Origin of the sequence: Salinarimonas sp., assembly GCF_040111675.1 — a bacterium.
In the GTDB taxonomy this organism is placed as follows: Bacteria; Pseudomonadota; Alphaproteobacteria; order Rhizobiales; family Beijerinckiaceae; genus Salinarimonas.
In genome coordinates, this window is the sequence record NZ_CP157794.1 from 3,392,269 (window position 1) to 3,412,391 (window position 20,123).

The 20,123-nt window shown below is 69.0% G+C and carries 21 protein-coding genes; 12 read left to right on the top strand and 9 right to left on the bottom strand.

Features of this window, described 5'->3' with window-relative positions:
• Positions 1-465: 465 nt before the first annotated feature.
• The gene (locus ABL310_RS15570) at positions 466-975 is read right to left on the bottom strand and encodes a hypothetical protein (protein WP_349367924.1); all 510 of its coding nucleotides are present in this window, start codon (positions 973-975) and stop codon (positions 466-468) included.
• Positions 976-1,069: 94 nt separating this feature from the next.
• Between ABL310_RS15570 and ABL310_RS15575 the strand changes: the two genes are divergently transcribed.
• The 4 genes from ABL310_RS15575 (at position 1,070) to ABL310_RS15590 (ending at position 6,792) form a co-directional block, all read left to right on the top strand.
• Positions 1,070-1,321 (top strand): helix-turn-helix transcriptional regulator, encoded by a 252-nt coding sequence (locus ABL310_RS15575; RefSeq protein ID WP_349367925.1) that lies wholly within the window; start codon positions 1,070-1,072, stop codon positions 1,319-1,321.
• A 99-nt stretch (positions 1,322-1,420) separates the two neighbouring features.
• A complete protein-coding gene (locus ABL310_RS15580; protein WP_349367926.1) occupies positions 1,421-3,325 on the top strand; it encodes an Eco57I restriction-modification methylase domain-containing protein in 1,905 nt (634 codons plus the stop codon).
• A complete protein-coding gene (locus ABL310_RS15585) occupies positions 3,231-4,319 on the top strand; it encodes a BsuBI/PstI family type II restriction endonuclease (RefSeq protein ID WP_349372072.1) in 1,089 nt (362 codons plus the stop codon). The genes ABL310_RS15580 and ABL310_RS15585 overlap by 95 nt, the downstream gene beginning before the upstream one ends.
• A 190-nt stretch (positions 4,320-4,509) precedes the next feature.
• Positions 4,510-6,792, top strand: coding sequence for an NADP-dependent malic enzyme (locus tag ABL310_RS15590; protein ID WP_349367927.1), 2,283 nt, complete (start codon positions 4,510-4,512; stop codon positions 6,790-6,792).
• A 25-nt stretch (positions 6,793-6,817) separates the two neighbouring features.
• Here ABL310_RS15590 and ABL310_RS15595 read toward each other — a convergent pair whose 3' ends face one another.
• Complete coding sequence (locus ABL310_RS15595) at positions 6,818-7,294, bottom strand: isoprenylcysteine carboxylmethyltransferase family protein (RefSeq protein WP_349367928.1); 477 nt, start codon at positions 7,292-7,294, stop codon at positions 6,818-6,820.
• Positions 7,295-7,395: 101 nt separating this feature from the next.
• On the opposite strand from ABL310_RS15595, the gene ABL310_RS15600 reads away from it, so the two are divergent.
• A complete protein-coding gene (locus tag ABL310_RS15600; protein WP_349367929.1) occupies positions 7,396-8,568 on the top strand; it encodes an isovaleryl-CoA dehydrogenase in 1,173 nt (390 codons plus the stop codon).
• 61 nt (positions 8,569-8,629) lie between these two features.
• Here ABL310_RS15600 and ABL310_RS15605 read toward each other — a convergent pair whose 3' ends face one another.
• The 4 genes from ABL310_RS15605 to ABL310_RS15620 all read right to left on the bottom strand — a co-directional run bounded on the left by ABL310_RS15605 (position 8,630) and on the right by ABL310_RS15620 (position 11,588).
• On the bottom strand, positions 8,630-9,040 hold the full coding sequence (locus ABL310_RS15605; RefSeq protein WP_349367930.1) for a type II toxin-antitoxin system death-on-curing family toxin: 411 nt from the start codon (positions 9,038-9,040) through the stop codon (positions 8,630-8,632).
• Positions 9,037-9,255 (bottom strand): hypothetical protein, encoded by a 219-nt coding sequence (locus ABL310_RS15610; RefSeq protein WP_349367931.1) that lies wholly within the window; start codon positions 9,253-9,255, stop codon positions 9,037-9,039. Before ABL310_RS15610 ends, ABL310_RS15605 begins: the two co-directional genes overlap by 4 nt.
• Before the next feature lie 90 nt (positions 9,256-9,345).
• On the bottom strand, positions 9,346-11,040 hold the full coding sequence (locus ABL310_RS15615; RefSeq protein ID WP_349367932.1) for a TRAP transporter large permease subunit: 1,695 nt from the start codon (positions 11,038-11,040) through the stop codon (positions 9,346-9,348).
• On the bottom strand, positions 11,037-11,588 hold the full coding sequence (locus ABL310_RS15620; RefSeq protein ID WP_349367933.1) for a TRAP transporter small permease subunit: 552 nt from the start codon (positions 11,586-11,588) through the stop codon (positions 11,037-11,039). The genes ABL310_RS15615 and ABL310_RS15620 overlap by 4 nt, the downstream gene beginning before the upstream one ends.
• A 264-nt stretch (positions 11,589-11,852) precedes the next feature.
• Between ABL310_RS15620 and phnD the strand changes: the two genes are divergently transcribed.
• From phnD to ABL310_RS15650, 6 genes are all read left to right on the top strand, one after another.
• Positions 11,853-12,803 (top strand): phosphate/phosphite/phosphonate ABC transporter substrate-binding protein, encoded by a 951-nt coding sequence (gene phnD, locus ABL310_RS15625; protein ID WP_349367934.1) that lies wholly within the window; start codon positions 11,853-11,855, stop codon positions 12,801-12,803.
• A 71-nt stretch (positions 12,804-12,874) separates the two neighbouring features.
• Positions 12,875-13,720 (top strand): phosphonate ABC transporter ATP-binding protein, encoded by an 846-nt coding sequence (gene phnC / locus ABL310_RS15630; RefSeq protein ID WP_349367935.1) that lies wholly within the window; start codon positions 12,875-12,877, stop codon positions 13,718-13,720.
• On the top strand, positions 13,717-14,532 hold the full coding sequence (gene phnE / locus ABL310_RS15635; protein WP_349367936.1) for a phosphonate ABC transporter, permease protein PhnE: 816 nt from the start codon (positions 13,717-13,719) through the stop codon (positions 14,530-14,532). Before phnC ends, phnE (ABL310_RS15635) begins: the two co-directional genes overlap by 4 nt.
• Positions 14,532-15,347, top strand: coding sequence for a phosphonate ABC transporter, permease protein PhnE (gene phnE / locus ABL310_RS15640; protein WP_349367937.1), 816 nt, complete (start codon positions 14,532-14,534; stop codon positions 15,345-15,347). The genes phnE (ABL310_RS15635) and phnE (ABL310_RS15640) overlap by 1 nt, the downstream gene beginning before the upstream one ends.
• 107 nt (positions 15,348-15,454) lie before the next feature.
• Positions 15,455-16,225 (top strand): alpha/beta fold hydrolase, encoded by a 771-nt coding sequence (locus tag ABL310_RS15645; RefSeq protein WP_349367938.1) that lies wholly within the window; start codon positions 15,455-15,457, stop codon positions 16,223-16,225.
• The gene (locus ABL310_RS15650) at positions 16,222-17,091 is read left to right on the top strand and encodes an alpha/beta hydrolase (protein ID WP_349367939.1); all 870 of its coding nucleotides are present in this window, start codon (positions 16,222-16,224) and stop codon (positions 17,089-17,091) included. Before ABL310_RS15645 ends, ABL310_RS15650 begins: the two co-directional genes overlap by 4 nt.
• A gap of 13 nt (positions 17,092-17,104) precedes the next feature.
• On the opposite strand, the gene ABL310_RS15655 is transcribed toward ABL310_RS15650, so the two are convergent.
• Positions 17,105-18,175, bottom strand: coding sequence for a COX15/CtaA family protein (locus ABL310_RS15655; RefSeq protein ID WP_349367940.1), 1,071 nt, complete (start codon positions 18,173-18,175; stop codon positions 17,105-17,107).
• A 152-nt stretch (positions 18,176-18,327) separates the two neighbouring features.
• Here ABL310_RS15655 and ABL310_RS15660 point away from each other — a divergent pair, with 152 nt between their 5' ends.
• The gene (locus ABL310_RS15660) at positions 18,328-18,537 is read left to right on the top strand and encodes a DUF2842 domain-containing protein (RefSeq protein ID WP_349367941.1); all 210 of its coding nucleotides are present in this window, start codon (positions 18,328-18,330) and stop codon (positions 18,535-18,537) included.
• Here the strand turns inward: ABL310_RS15660 and ABL310_RS15665 are convergent.
• Positions 18,506-19,048 carry an AAA family ATPase gene (locus tag ABL310_RS15665; protein WP_349367942.1) on the bottom strand — a complete coding sequence of 181 codons (543 nt, stop codon included), beginning with the start codon at positions 19,046-19,048 and terminating at the stop codon, positions 18,506-18,508. The two genes, ABL310_RS15660 and ABL310_RS15665, sit on opposite strands and share 32 nt — an antisense overlap.
• Positions 19,049-19,060: 12 nt before the next feature.
• Positions 19,061-20,098 (bottom strand): polysaccharide deacetylase family protein, encoded by a 1,038-nt coding sequence (locus tag ABL310_RS15670; RefSeq protein WP_349367943.1) that lies wholly within the window; start codon positions 20,096-20,098, stop codon positions 19,061-19,063.
• Positions 20,099-20,123: the final 25 nt, after the last annotated feature.

Consider the following 20,123-nt stretch of genomic DNA (forward strand, 5'->3'; position numbering starts at 1 on the left):
CGAGCCCCCGGGGGAATGCAACTGATAAATATCATCACCACGGCCCGAGCCACTTCTCGCGCGTAGCGGGTAAGTCAGAATCGGACGTCGCAGGGCGCGCGCCCGTGAAACAACTAAAGGTTATGCATCTTGACGCGAAGCACGCAAAGGGGTGAGATCGCCCCGGATCGGGCGGAACGCCAGGAACGGTCAGGCGACCTGTGTCGGGGATGGGCTCCGGCGCCGTGGGCGACGCCTCGCCCGGTTCCGAAGGAGGGACACGGCATGAAGTGGCTGCTGCCACGCATCAGCGTGTCCGTTAGCCTCCGCATGGTGCGGAAGACGAGCTTGCACCTCGTCTTCCGCTTCGCCCTAGGGAGCTGACAAAAAGGGGCGGGGCGGCGCGAGCCGTCCCGTCCCACTCCGGGTATGGTGATAGCACGAACGCAACCGCGCGCCAAGGACCTTCGCGTCGGCGGGCGGCGCTCATGCAACCTCGCGCGCGTTCTCGACCGCGTCGCGGACGAGGGCGTGCGGGTCGCGGTGGCGGGGCATGAAGAACTCGCCGACGGCTTCGGGCAGGGAGGCGCGCGCGCCGGCGTTCCCGGCGGATTCTTCGGCGGCGGACTCTCCGGCGGCGGACTCTTCGGCGGCGTCCTCCTCCAGGAAGGCGCGCAGGCTCCACAGATGCCGGCGCAGGCGCCGCCAGGCGCCGGGCGGGGGTGCGTCCGCGACCTCGAGCGCCTCCGCCTCCCCCGCCGCGCAGGCGAGGGCGAAGAGCGCCCCCGCCCGGGAGCGCGGCCGGGCGTCGGAGGCGCGCTGGGCGATGTGGCCGAGCGTCACCGCGATCTCGTCCACCGCCCGATCCGCCGCCCGCCGCACCCGCCCGTCCTCCGACGCGAGCCCCCGCCCCTCCACCGCCCGCCGCGCCAGAGCCAGCCGCTCGGCCTCCAGGCACAGGTCCGCGAGCGGACACGCGGATGCGCGCTCCGGCATGAGGGGGTCTCCTCGTTGTCGGTTGATGGTGTGCGAGGTTATAGTTGGACTCTCAGCTCAAGTCAACAGCTGAACTGTCATCTTGGTGAGAAAAGTGCCCGAGCCCCGCATCAGCAGCGAACAGGTCCGCGCCGCGAGGGCGCTGTTGCGCTGGGAGCAGAAGGACTTGGCGCGGGCGTCGGGGGTGTCGCTGCCGACGGTGATCCGGCTGGAGCGGGACCCGGGACCGCTGAAGGGCTATGCGCGCACGGTGGCGCTGATCCGCGGGGCGTTCGAGGCGGAGGGGTTGGTGTTCTTGATGCCGGGGGATGGTGGGGGTGAGGGGGTGCGGTTTTCTTCGCGTTGAGTCTTATCCCCACCGGATCGGCCGACTTGTCGGAAGGCGGCTTTCCAAGACGCGAATCTTCGGCCTAAAGTGTCCGAGACGTGAACGGAACGTGCACAGATGAATTTCCTGCCGCCGAGCGGATTCCTGGAAGGCCAAACGCCGGCAATGGACCGGCTCGACGCAGCGCGATCGTCGCTCATCCGCTTCGTCGCATCGCTCGGGGACGAGGCGCGCCGAAAGGCCGCGGCGGCAATCGCTTATCGGATGGCGACATCCTGGTGGCAGGATTCAACCGGCAATGCCCCCGCATTTCGGCTTCGGAAACCTAATTTCAATGGACCGCTCTTGCCGCTGCCACAGCATGTTCGGGAGTCGGCGGAGTCGATCGGAATCGTGGGTGCAGCGCTCCCCTGCGCAGAGGCCAACGAGCTGATCGGGTCGATCTACGCGGCCTGTCTTCCCAGTGCGCACCGAGGCGCGACGGGCGTTTTCTACACTCCGCGCGCGATCGTCTCCCGCCTGCTCGATGGGATCCAGGTGGCGGGAGTCGATTGGGCTACGGCGCGAATCATTGACCCGGCTTGCGGCAGCGGGGCCTTTCTCGTGCAGTGTGCCGAGCGAATGATCGCATCGCGGGCGAAAGCACCCTCCAACGAAGCGGGCGCCGACATCCGGGCCCGTTTGACTGGATGGGAGATCGACCCGACGGCCGCGTGGCTGAGCCAAGTCAGCATCGATCTCGTTTTGTATCGAGCGACGAGGCTACCTGAAGCGAGCCGCCAGAGCGTCCTTATCGTCGACAGCCTGAAGAAGGCAGACATCGAGCCCAGCTACGACTGTGTCGTTGGCAATCCGCCATATGGCCGCGTTCGGCTCGATGGCCGAGACCGTCAGCGATTTGCGCGCAGCCTCTACGGTCATGCGAACCTCTACGGCGTCTTCACGGACCTTGCACTTCGCATCGCGAACGAGCGCGGCGTGATCGGGTACGTGTCACCGGCGAGCTTTTTGGCAGGTGAGTATTTCAAGAATCTCCGCGGCGTCATTCGCTCCGAGGCACGCGTTGTCCACATCGACTTCGTTTCCGCGCGCAAGGGTGTGTTCGACACCGTCCTTCAGGAAACCGTGCTCTCGATTTACAAAAAATCAGATCGCTCTCGACGCGTTTCCGTCTCTGATCTGCGCTTCAAGAGCGGCACCGAATGCGCGGTCACGAAAGTCGGGGACCTCGAGCTAGCCGGCAAACCGGGTGCACCATGGATTATTCCACGGACCGGCGATGGCGTCAGGCTCGTCGAGTCCATGGGGCGCATGAAAGCCCGCCTCATCGATTGGGGGTACGCCGTAAGCACCGGCCCACTCGTCTGGAACCGACATAAGGAGCAGATTTGCTCGGAGGAGCGCCAGGGGTGCTACCCGTTGATTTGGGCCGAATGCGTGCGCCCAGATGGAACTTTCGCACCTCCATCGAAGCGTCGAGGTCACCAGCCCTTCTTTTGCCCAGCACCCGGCGAAAGTCGCTGGCTTCTGACACATCGCCAATGCGTGCTCCTGCAACGTACGACAGCCAAAGAGCAGGACCGGAGGCTCGTGGCGACGCTGCTCCCGGCGGACCTTCTGGCTCGGGCGGGCGCAGTCGTTGTCGAAAATCACTTGAACATGGTGAGACCGCTCGTTGACAAGCCAGCGATTTCACCTGAAGTTGTAGCGGCATTCCTGAACAGCTCGGCTGCCGACCGGGCGTTCAGGTGCTTGAGCGGAAGCGTCGCAGTGTCTGCATACGAGCTGGAGGCTCTCCCACTCCCTCCAGCACGGAAGCTCGCCCGTTTCGCCGGATTGGTGCTCCGGGGGGATAGCGCGGCTGCGCTCGATGCGGAACTCGCGCGGCTTTATGGGGAAGGCGCCGAAGGTGAACTCGTTGCCGAAGATGTTGACGCGACCGCAAATCGAAGAGCGGCTGCAGCTGATCTTCCCTCCGGGGACACCAAAGCGGAACTATTGTACGCGAGAGCTCGCGGCTAGCACAGTATTCGCTGGGCTGTACATTGGTGCCGTGCAAGGCACGGACTCCTATCTTGGTCCGGTCCACGTCTACCGCATGACCGCCGAGCAGGCGGAAAAGCTTGACGAAGTTTCCCGAAATAAATATGTTGAGTTGATTAAGCGAAAGCAAGCGATTTTTGGAACGAGATGGTATGCCGATAACACACGCGAACCGATCCGTGATGAGACGCTACGAGAAGGGCTCGTTGATCTCGGCGCTGTTACGGTCCGCAGGGATCTGCCGACTACTTCAGGCATGCCAAAGTACCAGTTAACGCAACAATTCGCGGCCCTTTTCGATCCGGATCTCGGGGATCAGGAGCTGATCGAGCGCATCGACGCGTTTCGAAAGAGGAGCCTGAGCCCGACCGCCCTCGCGCGCATTCGCGCTCGACAAGAAGCAGGGCGCACCGCGGCTGGAGAAGCCGTTTTCGTAGATCTTCCGAGCGGCGAGAGGCGACGGCTTTCCACCGGGGAGAGTTCCGTCATCATCAAATCGGTTGTCGAGCAGTTCATGCCTCGCTTCTTGGCGAGCCCGGCGGTGCTCTGGATCAGCGAGAGCAGCAACAAGGTGGTAGCGCGTGACGACGCCCTGCTGGCAAAGCTAGGTCTAGCGATCGAAGCCGATAAACATCTTCCCGATCTCGTTATGGCCGATCTCGACCAAGATCGTTTCGTTCTGGTTTTCGCTGAAGTCGTCGCCACCGACGGCGCCATCACCGAGGCGCGGCGGAACGCACTGATGAAGATCGCGACCAAGGCCGGCCTTGGTAGCCGCGATGTGGCATTCCTTACAGCGTATGCCGACCGGGATAGCCCGGCATTCCGTAAGACGATCTCCTCGATGAGCTGGGGCTCGTTCGCATGGTTCGCGTCGGAACCAGACAGGTTGCTCATCATGCACGATCAATCGACCGGGACAACGCGTCTTGTGGACCTTATGCAGCAGTGGCAGATTGGAGGTGATGATTGAAGGTGGCGCAACCGACGTAATTTCCGATCACGGGAGCTTAAGTCCAGCGCGCTGCCTGATGAAGGGCCGTCGAACTTCTCGGCGGCCCTTCTCACGTTCATCCCTCCCCCAAACGCCCACCTTGCCCCCCTCCCCGCCCCCGCGTAAGGTCCCGCTCCCCGCCACGCCCACCAAAAAAGCCGCAAGCGCCATGACCACCCCGCCCCGTCGCCCGCGTCCCACCTTCACCGATCAGGAGGCGCTCGCCTTCCACAGCCAGGGCCGGCCCGGCAAGCTCGAGGTGGTGCCGACGAAGCCGATGGCGACGCAGCGGGATCTCTCGCTCGCCTATTCGCCGGGCGTGGCCGTGCCGGTGAAGGCGATCGCCGAGGATCCGAGCCGCGCCTTCGACCTCACGGCGCGCTCCAACATGGTGGCGGTGATCTCGAACGGGACGGCGATCCTCGGGCTCGGCAATCTCGGCGCGCTCGCCTCGAAGCCGGTGATGGAGGGCAAGGCGGTCCTGTTCAAGCGCTTCGCCGACGTCGATTCGATCGATCTCGAGATCGACACGGAGGACGCGGACGCCTTCGTCAATTGCGTGCGCTATCTCGGGCCGTCGTTCGGGGGGATCAACCTCGAGGACATCAAAGCGCCGGAATGCTTCATCATCGAGGAGCGCCTGCGCGAATTGATGGACATCCCGGTCTTCCACGACGACCAGCACGGCACCGCCATCATCGCCGCGGCGGGGCTGATCAACGCCATCCACCTCACCGGGCGCGACATCAAGGAGACGCGGCTCGTCGTCAACGGCGCGGGCGCGGCCGGCATCGCCTGCGTCGAGCTGCTCAAGGCGATGGGGTTCGCCCCCAACAACGTCGTCCTCTGCGACACCAAGGGCGTGATCTATCGCGGCCGCGAGAGCGGCATGAACCAGTGGAAATCGGCCCACGCCGCCGCCACCGACGCGCGCTCGCTGGCGGATGCGCTGAACGGGGCGGACGCGGTGTTCGGCCTCTCGGTGAAGGGCGCCTTCACGCCGGAGATGATCGCCTCCATGGCGCCCCAGCCGATCATCTTCGCCATGGCGAACCCGGACCCGGAGATCACGCCCGAGGAGGTCGCCGCCATCCGCGACGACGCCATCGTCGCCACCGGCCGGTCGGACTATCCGAACCAGGTCAACAACGTGCTCGGCTTCCCCTACATCTTCCGCGGCGCGCTCGACGTGCAGGCGACGACGATCAACATGGAGATGAAGGTCGCCGCCGCGGAGGCGCTCGCGGCGCTCGCGCGGGAGGACGTGCCGGACGAGGTCGCCGCCGCCTACCAGGGCTCGCGTCCGCGCTTCGGGCGCGAATACATCATCCCCGTGCCCTTCGACCCGCGGCTGATCTCCACCGTGCCGCCCGCCGTGGCGAAGGCGGCGATGGACACCGGCGTCGCCCGCCGGCCCATCGTCGACGCCCGCGCCTACCGCGCCCAGCTCTCGGCCCGGCGGGACCCCGTCGCCGGCACGCTCAACCGCATCTTCGAGCGGGTGCGCAAGTTCCCCAAGCGCGTCGTCTTCGCCGAGGGCGAGGAGGAGCAGGTGATCCGCGCCGCCGCCACCTTCGCCAACCAGGGGCTCGGCACCGCGATCCTGGTGGGGCGCGAGGACCGGATCTACGAGACCGCGGCCTTCGCCGGCATCGAGCTCGAGGGGCGCGACAACATCCGGGTGATCAACGCGCGGCTCTCGAAGAAGAACGCGGCCTACGCGCAGTTCCTCTACGAGCGGCTGCAGCGCAAGGGCTTCCTGTTCCGCGACTGCCAGCGCCTGATCAACCAGGACCGCAACCATTTCGGCGCGGCCATGGTGGCGCTCGGCGACGCCGACGCCATGGTGACCGGCGTGACGCGCAACTATTCCACCGCCATGGAGGAGGTGCGCCGCCTCATCGACCCGAAGCCCGGCCACCGGGTCATCGGCGTCTCGCTGTGCCTCGCCCGCGGGCGCGCGGTGCTCGTCGCCGACACGGCGATCCACGAGATGCCCTCGGCGGAGGAGCTCGCCGAGATCGCCGTGGAGGCCGCGGGCGTCGCCCGGCGCCTCGGCTACGAGCCGAAGGTGGCGCTGCTCTCGTTCTCGACCTTCGGCCAGCCTCGCGCCGAGCGCGCCGAGAAGGTGCAGGACGCGGTGCGGCTGCTCGAGAGGAAGCGGGTCGATTTCGAATTCGACGGCGAGATGGGCGCGGACGTGGCGCTCAACGCCAACCTCCTCGCCGCCTACCCCTTCACGCGGCTGAAGGGTCCGGCCAACGTGCTGATCATGCCCGCCTTCCACTCCGCCGCCATCTCGACGAAGATGCTCCAGGAGCTCGGCGGCACCACGGTGCTCGGCCCGCTGATCGTCGGCCTCGACAAGCCCGTGCAGATCGTGCCGCTCGGCTCGACCGACGCCGACCTCGTCAACATGGCGGCGCTCGCGGCCTACAATATCGGCGGGTGAGGGTGGGCCGGGCTGCGCCCGTCGCTCACACCCAGCGGCGCACCCGCGCGGCGTAGGCCTCCCATTCGGCGCCGAACTTGCGCGCGAGGTGGCGTTCCTCGCGCTCGATGGCGAGCTTCCGCGTCGCGGCCGCCGCCAGGAAGGCGAGGCCGACGAGCCAGAGATTGTCGAAGACGAGGCCGAGCCCGACGAGCAGGAGGGTGTTGCCGAGATAGATCGGGTTGCGCGAGATCCGGAACGGCCCCCAGGTGACGAGCCGCGAGGCGGCGCGGTGGGGCATGATCGTGGTCTTGGCGCGACGTATGGTCCAGGCCGTGCCGAGCTCGAGCGTCAGCCCCGCGGCGATGGCGAGCCCGCCGAGCAGCGCGAGCGCGAAGCCGCCGCCGTGGCTCGTGGCGAGCACGCTGCGCTCGATGAGAAGCGCGGCGAGGATCGCCCCGCCGTAGAGCATCGGCGGCCAGGGCCAGCGATTGGGGGCGTCGCTCTCGTCGTCCGCGGCCATGGTCTCTCCTCGCTGCCTCGCCGGCGCGACCACCCGACCGGTGACACGCCCCACGCTCCTGATATAACGCGCCAAACAGCAATCGCGCGAGGAGCGCCCCCATGATCCCCAACGCCGCACCCGCCTTCGACTTCGATCTCGGCGAGACCGCCGACGCCATCCGCGAGACCGTCGCCGCCTTCGCGCAGGACAAGATCGCCCCGCGGGCCGCCGAGATCGACGCCACCAACCAGTTCCCCCGCGACCTCTGGCTCCCCATGGGCGAGCTCGGCCTGCACGGCATCACCATCGCGGAGGAGGACGGCGGCACCGGGCTCGGCTATCTCGAGCACGTGGTGGCGATGGAAGAGATCTCCCGCGCCTCCGCCTCGGTGGGGCTCTCCTACGGCGCCCATTCGAACTTGTGCATCAACCAGATCGGCCGCAACGGCAACGCGGCGCAGAGGGAGAAGTATCTCCCCAAGCTGATGTCGGGCGAGCACGTCGGCGCGCTCGCGATGTCCGAGCCGGGCTCGGGCTCGGACGTGGTCTCGATGCGCACCCGCGCCGACAAGAAGGGCGACCGCTTCGTGCTCAACGGCACCAAGATGTGGATCACGAACGGCCCCATCGCCGAGACCCTCGTCGTCTACGCCAAGACCGATCCGGAGGCGGGCCCGCGCGGCATCACCGCCTTCCTCATCGAGAAGGGGATGGCGGGCTTCTCCACCCACCAGAAGCTCGACAAGCTCGGCATGCGCGGCTCGGACACCTGCGAGCTCGTCTTCGAGGAGTGCGAGGTGCCCGAGGAGAACGTGCTCGGCGAGGTGGGCCGCGGCGTCAACGTGCTGATGTCGGGGCTCGATTACGAGCGCGCGGTGCTGGCGGCGGGGCCGCTCGGCATCATGCAGGCGGCGATGGACGTGGTGATGCCCTACGTCCACGAGCGCAAGCAGTTCGGCCAGCCGATCGGCACGTTCCAGCTGGTCCAGGGCAAGGTCGCGGACATGTATGTCCGCATGAATGCCGCCAAGGCCTACGTCTACGCCGTCGCCAAGGCCTGCGACCGCGGCCGGACCACCCGCGAGGACGCCGCCGGCGCCATCCTCTACGCGGCCGAGCTCGCCACCCAGATCGCCCTCGACGCGATCCAGCTGCTCGGCGGCAACGGCTACATCAACGAGTACCCGACGGGCCGCCTGCTGCGCGACGCCAAGCTCTACGAGATCGGCGCCGGGACGAGCGAGATCCGCCGCATGCTGATCGGGCGGGAGCTGTTCGAGAAGACGGCGTGAGGGGGTGGGGGCTGCGCGGCGGGAGGTCTCTTCCGCCGCCGGGCCCGGATCGTGGCGGCGCTCAGCCGCTCAGCGGGACGACGTATGGCTCGATCTCGGCGATGAACTCCGTCTCCGTCGTCCCACCTAGCATCAGGGAGACGACCTTGTCGCCCCAGATCGCTCGATCCGGGATGTCCAAGGCATATCCGTTCAGTTCGAGGAAAATGTTGAACGCCGTAAAGGCGGTTCGCTTGTTGCCCTGAGCGAACGGATGATTGCGAGCGATCGCGAGCAGGAGAAAGACACCGAGAACGAGGACGTCCTCCTCTCGCTCGTAGAGGCGCCTGTTGACGGGACTGCCGAGCGCGCTTTCCAGCATGTCTGGCCGGACGAGCGCGAACGGCTCACCCGTTTCCGCCACCTCGGCTTCGTTGATCGCCACGAGGTCGGCGATTGTCAGCCAGTTCGGCTCAACGGCGCGCGACGTCACTCGGCGAGGCGGGCCCTGATGTTCGGGAACTTCGCCATGACCTTGTCGCGCAACGCGTGCCGATCGACCCCGTCGACCGGTCTCGCTGGGCGCTTCGGAGCTTTACGGGCACCGATAGCCTCTGGCACCGACACGGCAGCCGCGGTCGCGACGCCGCCGAAACGGGCCGTCGTGGTGATGTTCATCGACATCTCGTCGCGCTTACGCTCGGCCACGTTCGACCCTCCGTACGTCATATGCGCACAATAGCGCATCAACGACAATGCCGTCCACTGGTTTCGCACCCTGGGAGAGGGGAGACGCGCTCATCGAACCCCGTCGAAATTCGGCATCGCCGGCGGCTCGAAGCTCGGCATCCCCGGCGGCCCGAAGCCACCTCCCCCGTTCTCCCCGAGCCCCGGCATGATCAGCCGATCGAGCCGCTCACGCACCTGTTCCTCGTCGAGCACCGGCGCGTCCGAGCGGTAGTGCGTGACGATCCCCGGGGCGAAATAGACGACGAGGATCATCAAGACCTGGATGGCGACGAAGGGGATCACGCCGCGGTAGATCTCCAGCGTGTCGACCCCGCGGACGCGCTTGCCCGTGACCGTGTCCTCGTATTCGCCGGCGGGCGTCACCGAGCGCAGGTAGAACAGCGAGAAGCCGAAGGGCGGGGTGAGGAACGAGGTCTGGAAGTTCACCGCGAGCAGCACGCCGAACCAGACGAGGTCGATGCCGAGCGCCTCCGCCGGCGCGACGAGGAGCGGCACCAGGATGAACACGATCTCGAAGAAGTCGAGGAAGAAGCCGAGGAAGAACACCACCGCGCCGACGAAGAGCAGGAAGCCCGCCTCCCCGCCCGGCAGCGCGAGCAGCAGGTCCTTCACCCAGACGTGGCCGTTGACGCCGTAGAAGGTGAGCGAGAAGGTCCGCGCGCCGATCAGAACGAACATGACGAAGGCGGAGAGGCGCAGCGTCGCCTCCGCGGCGCCGCGGGTGAGCGTGACGGAGAGCCGGCCCTTCAGCGCGGCCAGCACGAGCGCGCCGACGGCGCCCATCGCCCCGCCCTCGGTGGGGGTGGCCAGGCCGACGAAGATCGTGCCGAGCACGAGGAAGATCAGCGCGAGCGGCGGCACGAGGACGAGCGTCACCTGCTCGGCGAGATAGGACATCCAGCCGAGCTTCAGGCGGCGATTGGCGTAGGCGAGCGCGAAGGCGAGGAGCACGCCCGCGGCCGAGCCGTAGACGTAGGGCGCCTGCTCGACGCGGGGCGTGAACCAGACCGTCGCGCCCCAGCCCACGGCCCCGGCGATCGCCGCGACGACGATCAGCGAGGTCACGCCCTTGCCGAGCGTGCGCGCCTCCGGCGGCAGCGGCGGCGCCATGGCCGGGCGCAGCAGCGTGTTGACGAGGACGTAGAGCGCGAACAGCCCCGTGAGCATCAGGGCCGGCAGCATCGCGCCGGCATACATATCCCCCACCGAGCGGCCGAGCTGGTCGGCGAGCACGATCAGCACGAGGGAGGGCGGCAGGATCTGCGCGAGCGTGCTGGAAGCGACGATGACGCCCGTGGCGAGGCGCCGGTCGTAGCCGTAGCGCAGCATGATCGGCAGCGAGATCAGCCCCATCGAGATCACGGCCGCGGCCACGACCCCGGTCGTCGCCGCGAGCAGCGCGCCGACGAAGACGACGGCGTAGGCGAGCCCGCCGCGCACCGAGCCGAAGAGCTGGCCCATCGTGTCGAGCAGGTCCTCCGCCATGCGCGAGCGCTCGAGCACGAGGCCCATGAAGGTGAAGAAGGGGATGGCGAGCAGCGTCTCGTTCGCCATCGCCCCGAAGACGCGGTCCGGCAGGGCCTGGAAGAAGCCCGGCGCGAACAGGCCGAGCTCGATGCCGACGAAGCCGAAGAACAGCCCCAGCGCCGCGAGCGAGAAGGCGATCGGATAGCCCAGGATCATGAACGCCACGAGCGAGACGAACATGATCGGCGCGAGATTGGCGACGAGGAAGGCGCTCATGCCGAGAGCCCCGATCCCGGCGTGCCGCCCTCGCTCTCCACGGGGAGCGCCCCGCGCAGCGCCGCGATCTTCTTGACGAGCTCGGAGACGCCCTGCGCCAGCAGCATGGTGAAGCCGACCAGCACGAGGAGCTTCGCCGGCCACAGCGGCAGCCCGCCGGCGTTCGGCGAGACCTCGCCCGTGCGCCAGGACAGGAGGAAGAAGGGCACCGCGGTCAGCACGTGCACGAGCGCGAAGGGGATCAGGAACAGCGCATGTCCCGCGAGATCGAGCCTGTCGCGGGCGCGCTGGGAGAAGCGCGAGGACAGCACGTCGATTCGCACGTGCTCGTTGCGCTTCAGCGTCCAGGATGCGCCGAGCAGGAACACGGCCCCGAACAGGTACCATTGCAGCTCGAGCCAGGCGTTCGAGGACAGCGAGAAGGCCTTGCGCGAGACCGCGTTGCCGGCCGAGATCAGGACCGCCGCGACGACGAGCCAGGCGGCGAGCCGCGCGATCCGCTCGTTCACCGCGTCGATGCCGCGCGCGAGGCGCAGGGCGAAGGCCATCGGCGTCACTCCCGGACCGCGCGGGGGAGCCAAGGCGCGGCCTCGCTCCGGCTTCTAGCCGAACGGGTCGCGAAGGCAAGCGCAGCGCAGGGGGAGGCGCAAGGGCCGGCCTGCGGAGAGGCGCGACGATCCGCGCCCCCGGCCGTCACCGGCTTGTCACCCGACTGTCATTGATCGAAAGTACCCGGGGCCAAGAGCCGCACGGGACGTCGCGCGACGCGCGCACGGCGCACGTGAGCGGCCGAACCGCACCGGAGGTTACGCATGCTGTTCCGCACTCTCGCCGCCGCGGCGGCGCTCCTCGTCGCGACGGGCGCCGCGCAGGCCGAATTCACCCTCGACGACCGCTTCACCGACGCCGACGGCGACCTGATCGCCGACATCCCGAGCGACGAATCGCAGCTCGTCGATCCCTCGACGCTGATCTTCGCCTACACGCCCGTCGAGGACCCCGCCGTCTACGCCGAGGTCTGGGCCGACTTCCTCGACCATCTGGAGCAGGCCACCGGCAAGAGCGTGCAGTTCTTCCCCGTCCAGTCGAACGCGGCCCAGATCGAGGCCATGCGCGCCGGGCGCCTGCACATCGCCGGCTTCAACACCGGCTCGAACCCGCTCGCCGTCGCCTGCGCCGGCTTCCGCCCGTTCGCCATGATGGCGGCCGAGGACGGCTCCTACGGCTACGAGATGGAGATCATCACCTATCCGGGCTCGGGCATCGAGAACGTCGAGGACATCCGCGGCAAGCAGCTCGCCTTCACCTCCGAGACCTCGAACTCGGGCTTCAAGGCGCCCTCCGCCATCCTCAAGGGCGAGTTCGACATGGTCGCGGGCGAGGATTTCGAGCCGGTCTTCTCGGGCGCGCACGACAATTCGATCCTCGGCGTGGCCAACAAGGACTACATCGCCGCCTCGATCGCGAACTCGGTGAAGGCGCGCATGATCGACCGCGACGTCGTCTCCGAGGACCAGCTCGAGGTAGTCTACCAGTCGCAGACCTTCCCGACCACGGGCTACGGCGTGGTCTACAACCTGAAGCCCGAGCTGCAGCAGCAGATCCGCGACGCCTTCTTCTCCTACGATTGGGAGGGCACGCCGCTCGCCGAGGAGTTCGGCCGCAACGGCGAGGATCAGTTCATCCCGATCACCTTCCAGGAGGATTGGGCGGTCATCCGCCAGATCGACGAGGCGAACGGCGTCCAGTACACCTGCGACTGATCGTTCGATCGTCGCCGTGCGCCGCGGTCCCGCCGCGGCGCACTCTCCGTATCCGACGAGGAGTATGCGGCATGCTGCGCGTAGAGGGCCTGACCAAGCGCTACAAGACCGGCGACAAGGCCCTGACGAACGTCTCGTTCGAGGTCCCGTCGGGCCAGGTGGTGGGCCTGATCGGGCCGTCCGGCGCCGGCAAGTCGACCTTGATCCGCTGCGTCAACCGGCTTGTGGAGCCGACCGGCGGCGAGGTGTTTCTCGGCGAGCGCGAGATCACCCGCATCGGCCGCGGCGAGCTGCGCCGCGTGCGCCGGCGCATCGGCATGATCTTCCAGGAATACGCGCTGGTCGAGCGCCTCACCGTGATGGAGAACGTCCTCTCCGGGCGGCTCGGCTACGTGCCGTTCTGGCGCTCGTTCCTGCGCCGCTTTCCGCAGGGAGACGTCGACAAGGCGTTCGCGCTGCTCGAGCGCGTGGGGCTCTCCGACCATGTCGACAAGCGCGCCGACGCGCTCTCCGGCGGCCAGCGCCAGCGGGTGGGCATCGCCCGCGCGCTCGAGCAGGACCCCGAGCTCCTCCTCGTCGACGAGCCCACCGCCTCGCTCGACCCGAAGACCTCGCGCCAGATCATGCGCCTCATCTGCGAGATCTGCCGCGAGCGGCAGCTGCCGGCGATCATCAACATTCACGACGTGCTGCTCGCCAAGATGTTCGTCGACCGCATCATCGGCCTGCGCGCCGGGGAGGTCGTGTTCGACGGCCATCCCGACGGCCTCGACGAGACGGCGCTGACCGAGATCTACGGCGCGGAAGACTGGAACACGATGCAGAAGGAGGCGGACGAGACGGCCCAGGACGCCGCCGACGCCGCCGAGTTCGAGGCGCGCGCCAAGATCGCAGACGCCAAGGCGGGCGCGGCATGACCACGCCGGGCTCTCCTGTCGCCGGGCGCCGCTGGAAGCGCCCGCCGGTCTTCATCCAGCGCGGCTGGCTGCGCCTCGTCGTCTACGGCGGCTTCGCCGTCTATCTCGCGCTCGCCATCTCCACCGTCGACGTGAACTGGTCGCGGGTCGCCGAGGGGCTGGAGCGCGGCTGGCGCTTCGTCGAAGGCTTCCTGACGCCCGACTTCACCTCCCGCTCGACGGACATCCTCAAGGGCTTCGTCGAGAGCCTGACGATGACGCTCACCTCCACCGTGGCGGGCGTGATCCTGTCGATCCCGGTCGGCATCGGGGCCGCGCGCAACATCGCGCCGCTGCCGATCTACGCGGTCTGCCGCGCCATCGTCGCCGTCTCGCGCTCCTTCCAGGAGATCATCATCGCGATCCTGTTCGTGGCGATGTTCGGCTTCGGCCCCTTCGCGGGCTTCCTGACGCTGACCTTCGCCACGATCGGCTTCATGGCGAAGCTGCTCGCCGAGGACATCGAGGACATCGACGAGACCCAGGCCGAGGCCATGCGCGCCACGGGCGCCACCTGGTGGCAGGTGCTCAATTGGGGCATCCAGCCCCAGGTCCTGCCGCGCCTCGTCGGGCTGTCGATGTACCGGCTCGACATCAACTTCCGCGAATCGGCCGTGATCGGCATCGTCGGCGCGGGCGGCATCGGGGCGACGCTGAACGTCGCCATGGACCGCTACGAGTACGACACCGCCGCCGCCGTGCTCATCCTCATCATCGTCATCGTCATGGCCGCCGAGTATTCCTCGAGCTGGCTGCGCAAGCGGATCCAGTGATGCCCGTCACCGCCGCCTCCGACCGCCTCCTCTGGAAGCGCCGCACGACGGCGCAGCAATTCGCCGCCTATGCCGGCTGGCTGGCGCTCGTCGCGCTCACCGTCTTCGCCTTCCAGGTGATGACGCAGGACACGATCTGGTTCTTCGTCCAGGACGCGCCGCGCCAGGCGGCGGATCTGCTCGACCGCGCCTGGCCGCCGCGCTGGTCCTATCTCGATCGGCTGTGGGCGCCGCTCTGGGACACGCTCAACATTGCGACGCTGGGCACGCTGCTCGGCATCGTCATCGCGGTGCCGATCGCCTTCCTCGCCGCGCGCAACACGACGCCGAGCCTCGTGATCGCCCGCCCCATCGCGCTCCTGATCATCGTCGCCTCGCGCTCGATCAACTCCCTGATCTGGGCGCTGCTCCTCGTCGCGATCATCGGGCCGGGGCTGCTGGCCGGCATCATCGCCATCGGGCTGCGCTCCATCGGCTTCATCGGCAAGCTGCTCTACGAGGCGATCGAGGAGATCGACGAGAGCCAGGTCGAGGCGGTGAAGGCGACGGGCGCGCGCGGGGCGCAGGTGATCGACTACGCCATCGTACCCCAGATCCTGCCCACCTTCGCCGGCGTCTCGGTCTTCCGCTGGGACATCAACATCCGGGAATCCGCCGTTCTCGGCCTCGTCGGCGCGGGCGGGATCGGCGTGCAGCTGCAATCCTCCCTCGCCCGCCTCGCCTGGTCGGAGGTGACGGTGATCTTCGCGACGATCCTCGCCACCGTGATCGTGTCGGAATGGGTCTCGGCCAAGGTGCGCGGGGCGATCATCTGACGAGACCGGGCCCGGCGGGGGCGCAGGACCCGCGTGCGCCGCTGCCGAATTGCCCTCGTCCCGCGACCGGACTACCTTGCGAGCACCCCGCAGCGCACCCGGACACCATGCAGCATTTCTCATCGGACGGCGTCGACATCGCCTATCTCGACCTCGCGCCCACCACGCCCGACGCATCCGGCGAGCCGATCGTTCTCGTGCACGGCTTCGCCTCGAATCACGCGGTGAACTGGGTCAACACGCTCTGGACCAAGACGCTCACCCATGCCGGGCGGCGCGTGGTCCTCCTCGACAATCGCGGCCACGGGGCGAGCGAGAAGCTCTACGAGCCGCAGGCGTACCATTCCGCCGTCATGGCGCGGGACGTCCTGAACCTGATGGACCATCTGGGCATCGCGCGCGCCGACGTGATGGGCTACTCGATGGGCGCGCGCATCACGGCGCATTGCGCGCTGACGGCGCCGGAGCGCTTGCGCTCGGCCCTGCTCGGCGGGCTCGGCATTCATCTCGTCGAGGGCGTCGGCCTGCCGCTCGGCATCGCGGACGCCATGGAGGCGCCCTCCCTCGCCGACCTCACCGACCCGATGCAGCGCATGTTCCGCGCCTTCGCCGAGCAGACGAAGAGCGACCTCGGCGCGCTCGCCGCCTGCATCCGCGGCTCGCGCCAGACGCTGACCCGCGAGGAGGTGGCCTCGCTCGCCATGCCCGTGCTGGTCTCGGTGGGGACGAAGGACGACGTGGCCGGCTCCGGGCCGGCGCTCGCCGCGCTGATCCCCGGGGCGCAGGCGCTCGACATACCCGGGCGCGACCACAATCTGGCCGTGGGAGACAAGACCCACAAGGCCGGCGTGCTGGCCTTCCTGGAGGGGCGGCCGTGAGCGGGGGCGGGCTTCGGTTCACCGGCGCGGCCGGCAACGCCCTCGTCGGGAGCGTCTTCGGCGAGGGCGCGCGCACGGCGCTGCTGCTGCATGGCGGCGGGCAGACGCGGCACGCCTGGGAGGGCGCGGCGTCGCGGCTCGCGGCGGAGGGCTGGCGGGCCGTGTGCCTCGACCAGCGCGGCCACGGCGACAGCGCCCGGGCCGAGGGCTACACCTTCCTCGACTACGCCGCCGACGCCGCCGTCGTCGGGCGCGCGCTGACGCAGGCCGACGGGCGTGCGCCTGTCGCGATCGGCGCGTCGCTGGGCGGCATCGCCTCGCTGCTCGCGCTCGGCGCGACGCCGAAGGGCGAGCGCCCGCCCTTCCGCGGGCTCGTCCTCGTCGACATCGTGCCGCAGATGGACCCGCGCGGGGTCGACAAGATCCAGGGCTTCATGCGCGCCCATGCGCGCGAAGGCTTCGCCTCCATCGAGGAGGCGGCGGACGCGGTAGCCGCCTACCTGCCGCACCGCCCGCGGCCGCGCTCGCTCGACGGCCTGCGCAAGAACCTGCGCATGTCCGAGGACGGACGCTGGCGCTGGCACTGGGACCCCGCCTTCCTCGACGGCCCGCGTTCGGTGAACGTGGACTGGGAGATCGCGGAGGCGCGTCTTCAGGATGCGGCGCGTACGCTCGCGGTGCCGACGCTGCTGGTGCGCGGCGGCTCGAGCGAGCTCGTGACCCCCGAGGCCGCGCGCTCGTTCCTGGAGATGGCGCCGGACGCCGAGTTCGTCGACGTGCAGGAGGCCCGTCACATGGTGGCGGGCGACGCGAACGACATGTTCGCGGACGCGGTGGTGGACTTCCTCGCGCGCCGCCTGGGGTGAGCGGCGCGCGGCCTCACGCGCGCGACGCCCGCATGTGCGCCACCGCCATCACCAGGATCAGCATGGCGAAGACCTGGTGGGCGAGGCCGGCCCAGAGCGGCACGACGAGGAGCAGCGTGACGATGCCCAAAGCCGCCTGCGCCGCCGTCATCCCGGCGAGCGCGACAGCGCGCTTGCCGGCGGCCGAGCCCGGCCCCGCGCGCCAGGCCGAAACCGCGTGCCAGATCGCGAAGCCGAGCAGCAGGTAGGCGACGAGCCGGTGGTTCAGCTGCACGAGCGCGACATTGTCGACGAAGTTCTCGACGAGCGGGTCCACCGCGAACAGGGTCGCGAGCGGAGGCGCGAAGCCGCCGTCCATCAGCGGCCAGGTGTTGAAGGTGAAGCCCGCCTTCGAGCCGGCGACGAGGCCGCCGAGGGCGATCTGGAAGAACAGGAGCCCGAACAGGATCTTCGCCCCCAGTGCCACGGCCGGCGCCACCGCCGGGCGCTCCCGCGGCGAGAGGCCGGTCGCGACCCAGGCGAGGCCGGCGAGGATGACGCTCGCGATGGTCAGGTGGAGGGTGAGCTTGATCGGCGCCACCGCCGTCATGCCGGGCTCGAGGCCGGACGCCACCATGATCCAGCCCACCGTCGCCTGCAGGCCGCCCAGCGCGCCGATGCCGATCAGCGTCAGCGCGAGCGGGGTCTTCACCGCACCCTTGAGCCAGAACCAGACGAGGGGGATGAAGAACACGAAGCCGAGCAGCCGCCCGAGCTGGCGATGACCCCATTCCCACCAGTAGATGAACTGGAACTCGGCGAGGCTCATGCCGGCGTTCATCAGCCGGTACTGGTCGATCTGCCGGTACTTCTCGAACTCGGCGATCCAGGCCTCGTGCGAGAGCGGCGGGATCGCGCCGGTGACGGGCTTCCACTCGGTGATGGAGAGCCCCGACCCCGTGAGCCGCGTCGCCCCGCCCACCGCGACCATGGTCACGACGAGGGCGACGATCGTCCAGATCCAGGCGCGCACGGCGGCGGACGCCTGCACGGCGGGGGTCGTCTGATGGGGAAGCGCCTGCGTGCCGGCGGCCAGGGTCGTCATCGAGATGGCGTCTCTCGTCTCGTCGTTCGTCGATCCGGCGCCGCGCCCGCGTCAGTCCGCGCGCTTGATCCGGCGCTCCGTCGGGCACATAGACCTTTCCGACCCGTCTCGCCAGATCCCGCGACGCCGCACCCGCCCGAACCGGACGCCCCATGACCCAGCGCACCCGCAAGCTCCTCGGCACGATCGTCATCATCGTCTTCGTGATGGTCTACGGCCCCGTGGCCATGGCGCTCGCCGAGAGCCGCATCGTGCAGCTTCCCGGGCTGGTCCAGGCGCTCGTCTACATGATCCTCGGCCTCGCCTGGGTGCTGCCGGTGATGCCGGTGATCAAGTGGATGCAGAAGCCGGACCGCGCCTGAGCGCCACGGACGCGGCGATGACGTCCAACGCATCCGCGACGCCGAGCCGCGCCGTGTCGATCACAAGCCGCTCGCGCGGCCACGGCTCCCAGTCCCGGGCGCGCACGTCGGCCCAGGTCGGCAGGCGCTGGCCGGGCAGATCCGGCGCGCGGCCCTCCACCCGGCGACGATGCTCGGCCGCGTCGGAGCAGATCACCTCGACCTCGAGGAGCGGAACCCGAAGAGCCTGCGCCACGGCGGCGAAGGCGTCTCGCGTGAGCGCGATCGGGTTCACCGAATCGGCGACGACGCCGAGCCCGTTGCGCAGATTGTCCTCGGCGAGCGCATAGGCCGCGACGTAGCCCGCGTCCTGCGCCGGATCGATGGCGAGAACGGAGCGCGCGAGCGCGCGCTCGATCGTGTCGATGCGCAGGTACGCCGCTCCGAGCCGCGCCGCGAGCGGGCGCGCGAGCGTGGTCTTGCCCACGCCGGGACGCCCGGAGAAGACGACGAGAGTCGGGTCGCTGATCATCGCTGCCTCCTCCTACCCGGACGCGACCCGCCGCCCCTTGTTCCAGACCAGGAACGGCAGGCCGGACAAGAGCGCCCGCAGGGCCCCCGCGCTCTGGTAGAGGCCGTTGACGGAGACCCGCGGCAGCGCGTGGAGCCGGGCGGCGTGCGCCGCGAAGAGATGGCCGGGGCGGGTGGTGACGGCGGTGACGAAGCCGGCCTCGCGGGCGAGCGCGAACTCGCGCTGGCCGGCCGAGCCGGGATCGCCGACAGGATAGGCGAAATGGCGCACGGGCGCGCCGATCTCGGCCTCCAGCGCCGCCCGGCTCTCGACGATCTCGCGGCGCGCCGTCGCCTCGTCCCCCTTCGCCAGCATGGGATGGCTGAGGGTGTGCGCGCCAAGCGTCACCGCGGGATCGCGGGCGAGGTCGCGCAGCTCGGGAAAGGTCAGGCAGGCGTCGCGCGCCGCTCCCGCGACGTCGACGCCCGCGGCCTCGGCCAGCCGGCGCGTCGCCTCGCGCAGCGCGTGCTCCGGCCCGGCGCGCAGGCGCCAGTACAGGGCCTCGAAGGCGCGCTCTTTCTCGCGATCCGTTCCGGCGGGAAGATCGAGCTCGGCGAAGCGCACGCGCGGCGCCCGCCGCACCGCCTCCTCCAGCTCGCGCCACCAGAAGCGTCCGCGTCCTTCCGCGAAATCGCGGGTCACGAACAAGGTCCAGGGCGCGCCGCGCCGCGCCAGGATCGGGGCGGCGAAATCGCGGTTGTCGCGATAGCCGTCGTCGAAGGTCAGCACCGCGAAGGGGCGCTCCGGCTCCGGGCCGGCGAGCCGGTCCGGCACGGCGTCGAGTGGCACGATCTCGAAGCCGAGCGCGTCGAGGGTCTCGAGCACCGTCTCGAGGAAGTCCGGCGTGATCTCGAGCAGCCGGTTCGGCGCGAAGCCCTCCGACGGCGCGGGGCGCACGTGGTGGAAGGTGAGGATCACGCCGCGCCCGCGGGCGAAGCGCGCCCAGGCGTGCGCCCGGATCAGGTCGCTGCCGGCGAGGCCGGCCCTGATGATCGCCCCTTTCAGCGCCATGGCTGTCTCCGCGGCTCCGCCCCTT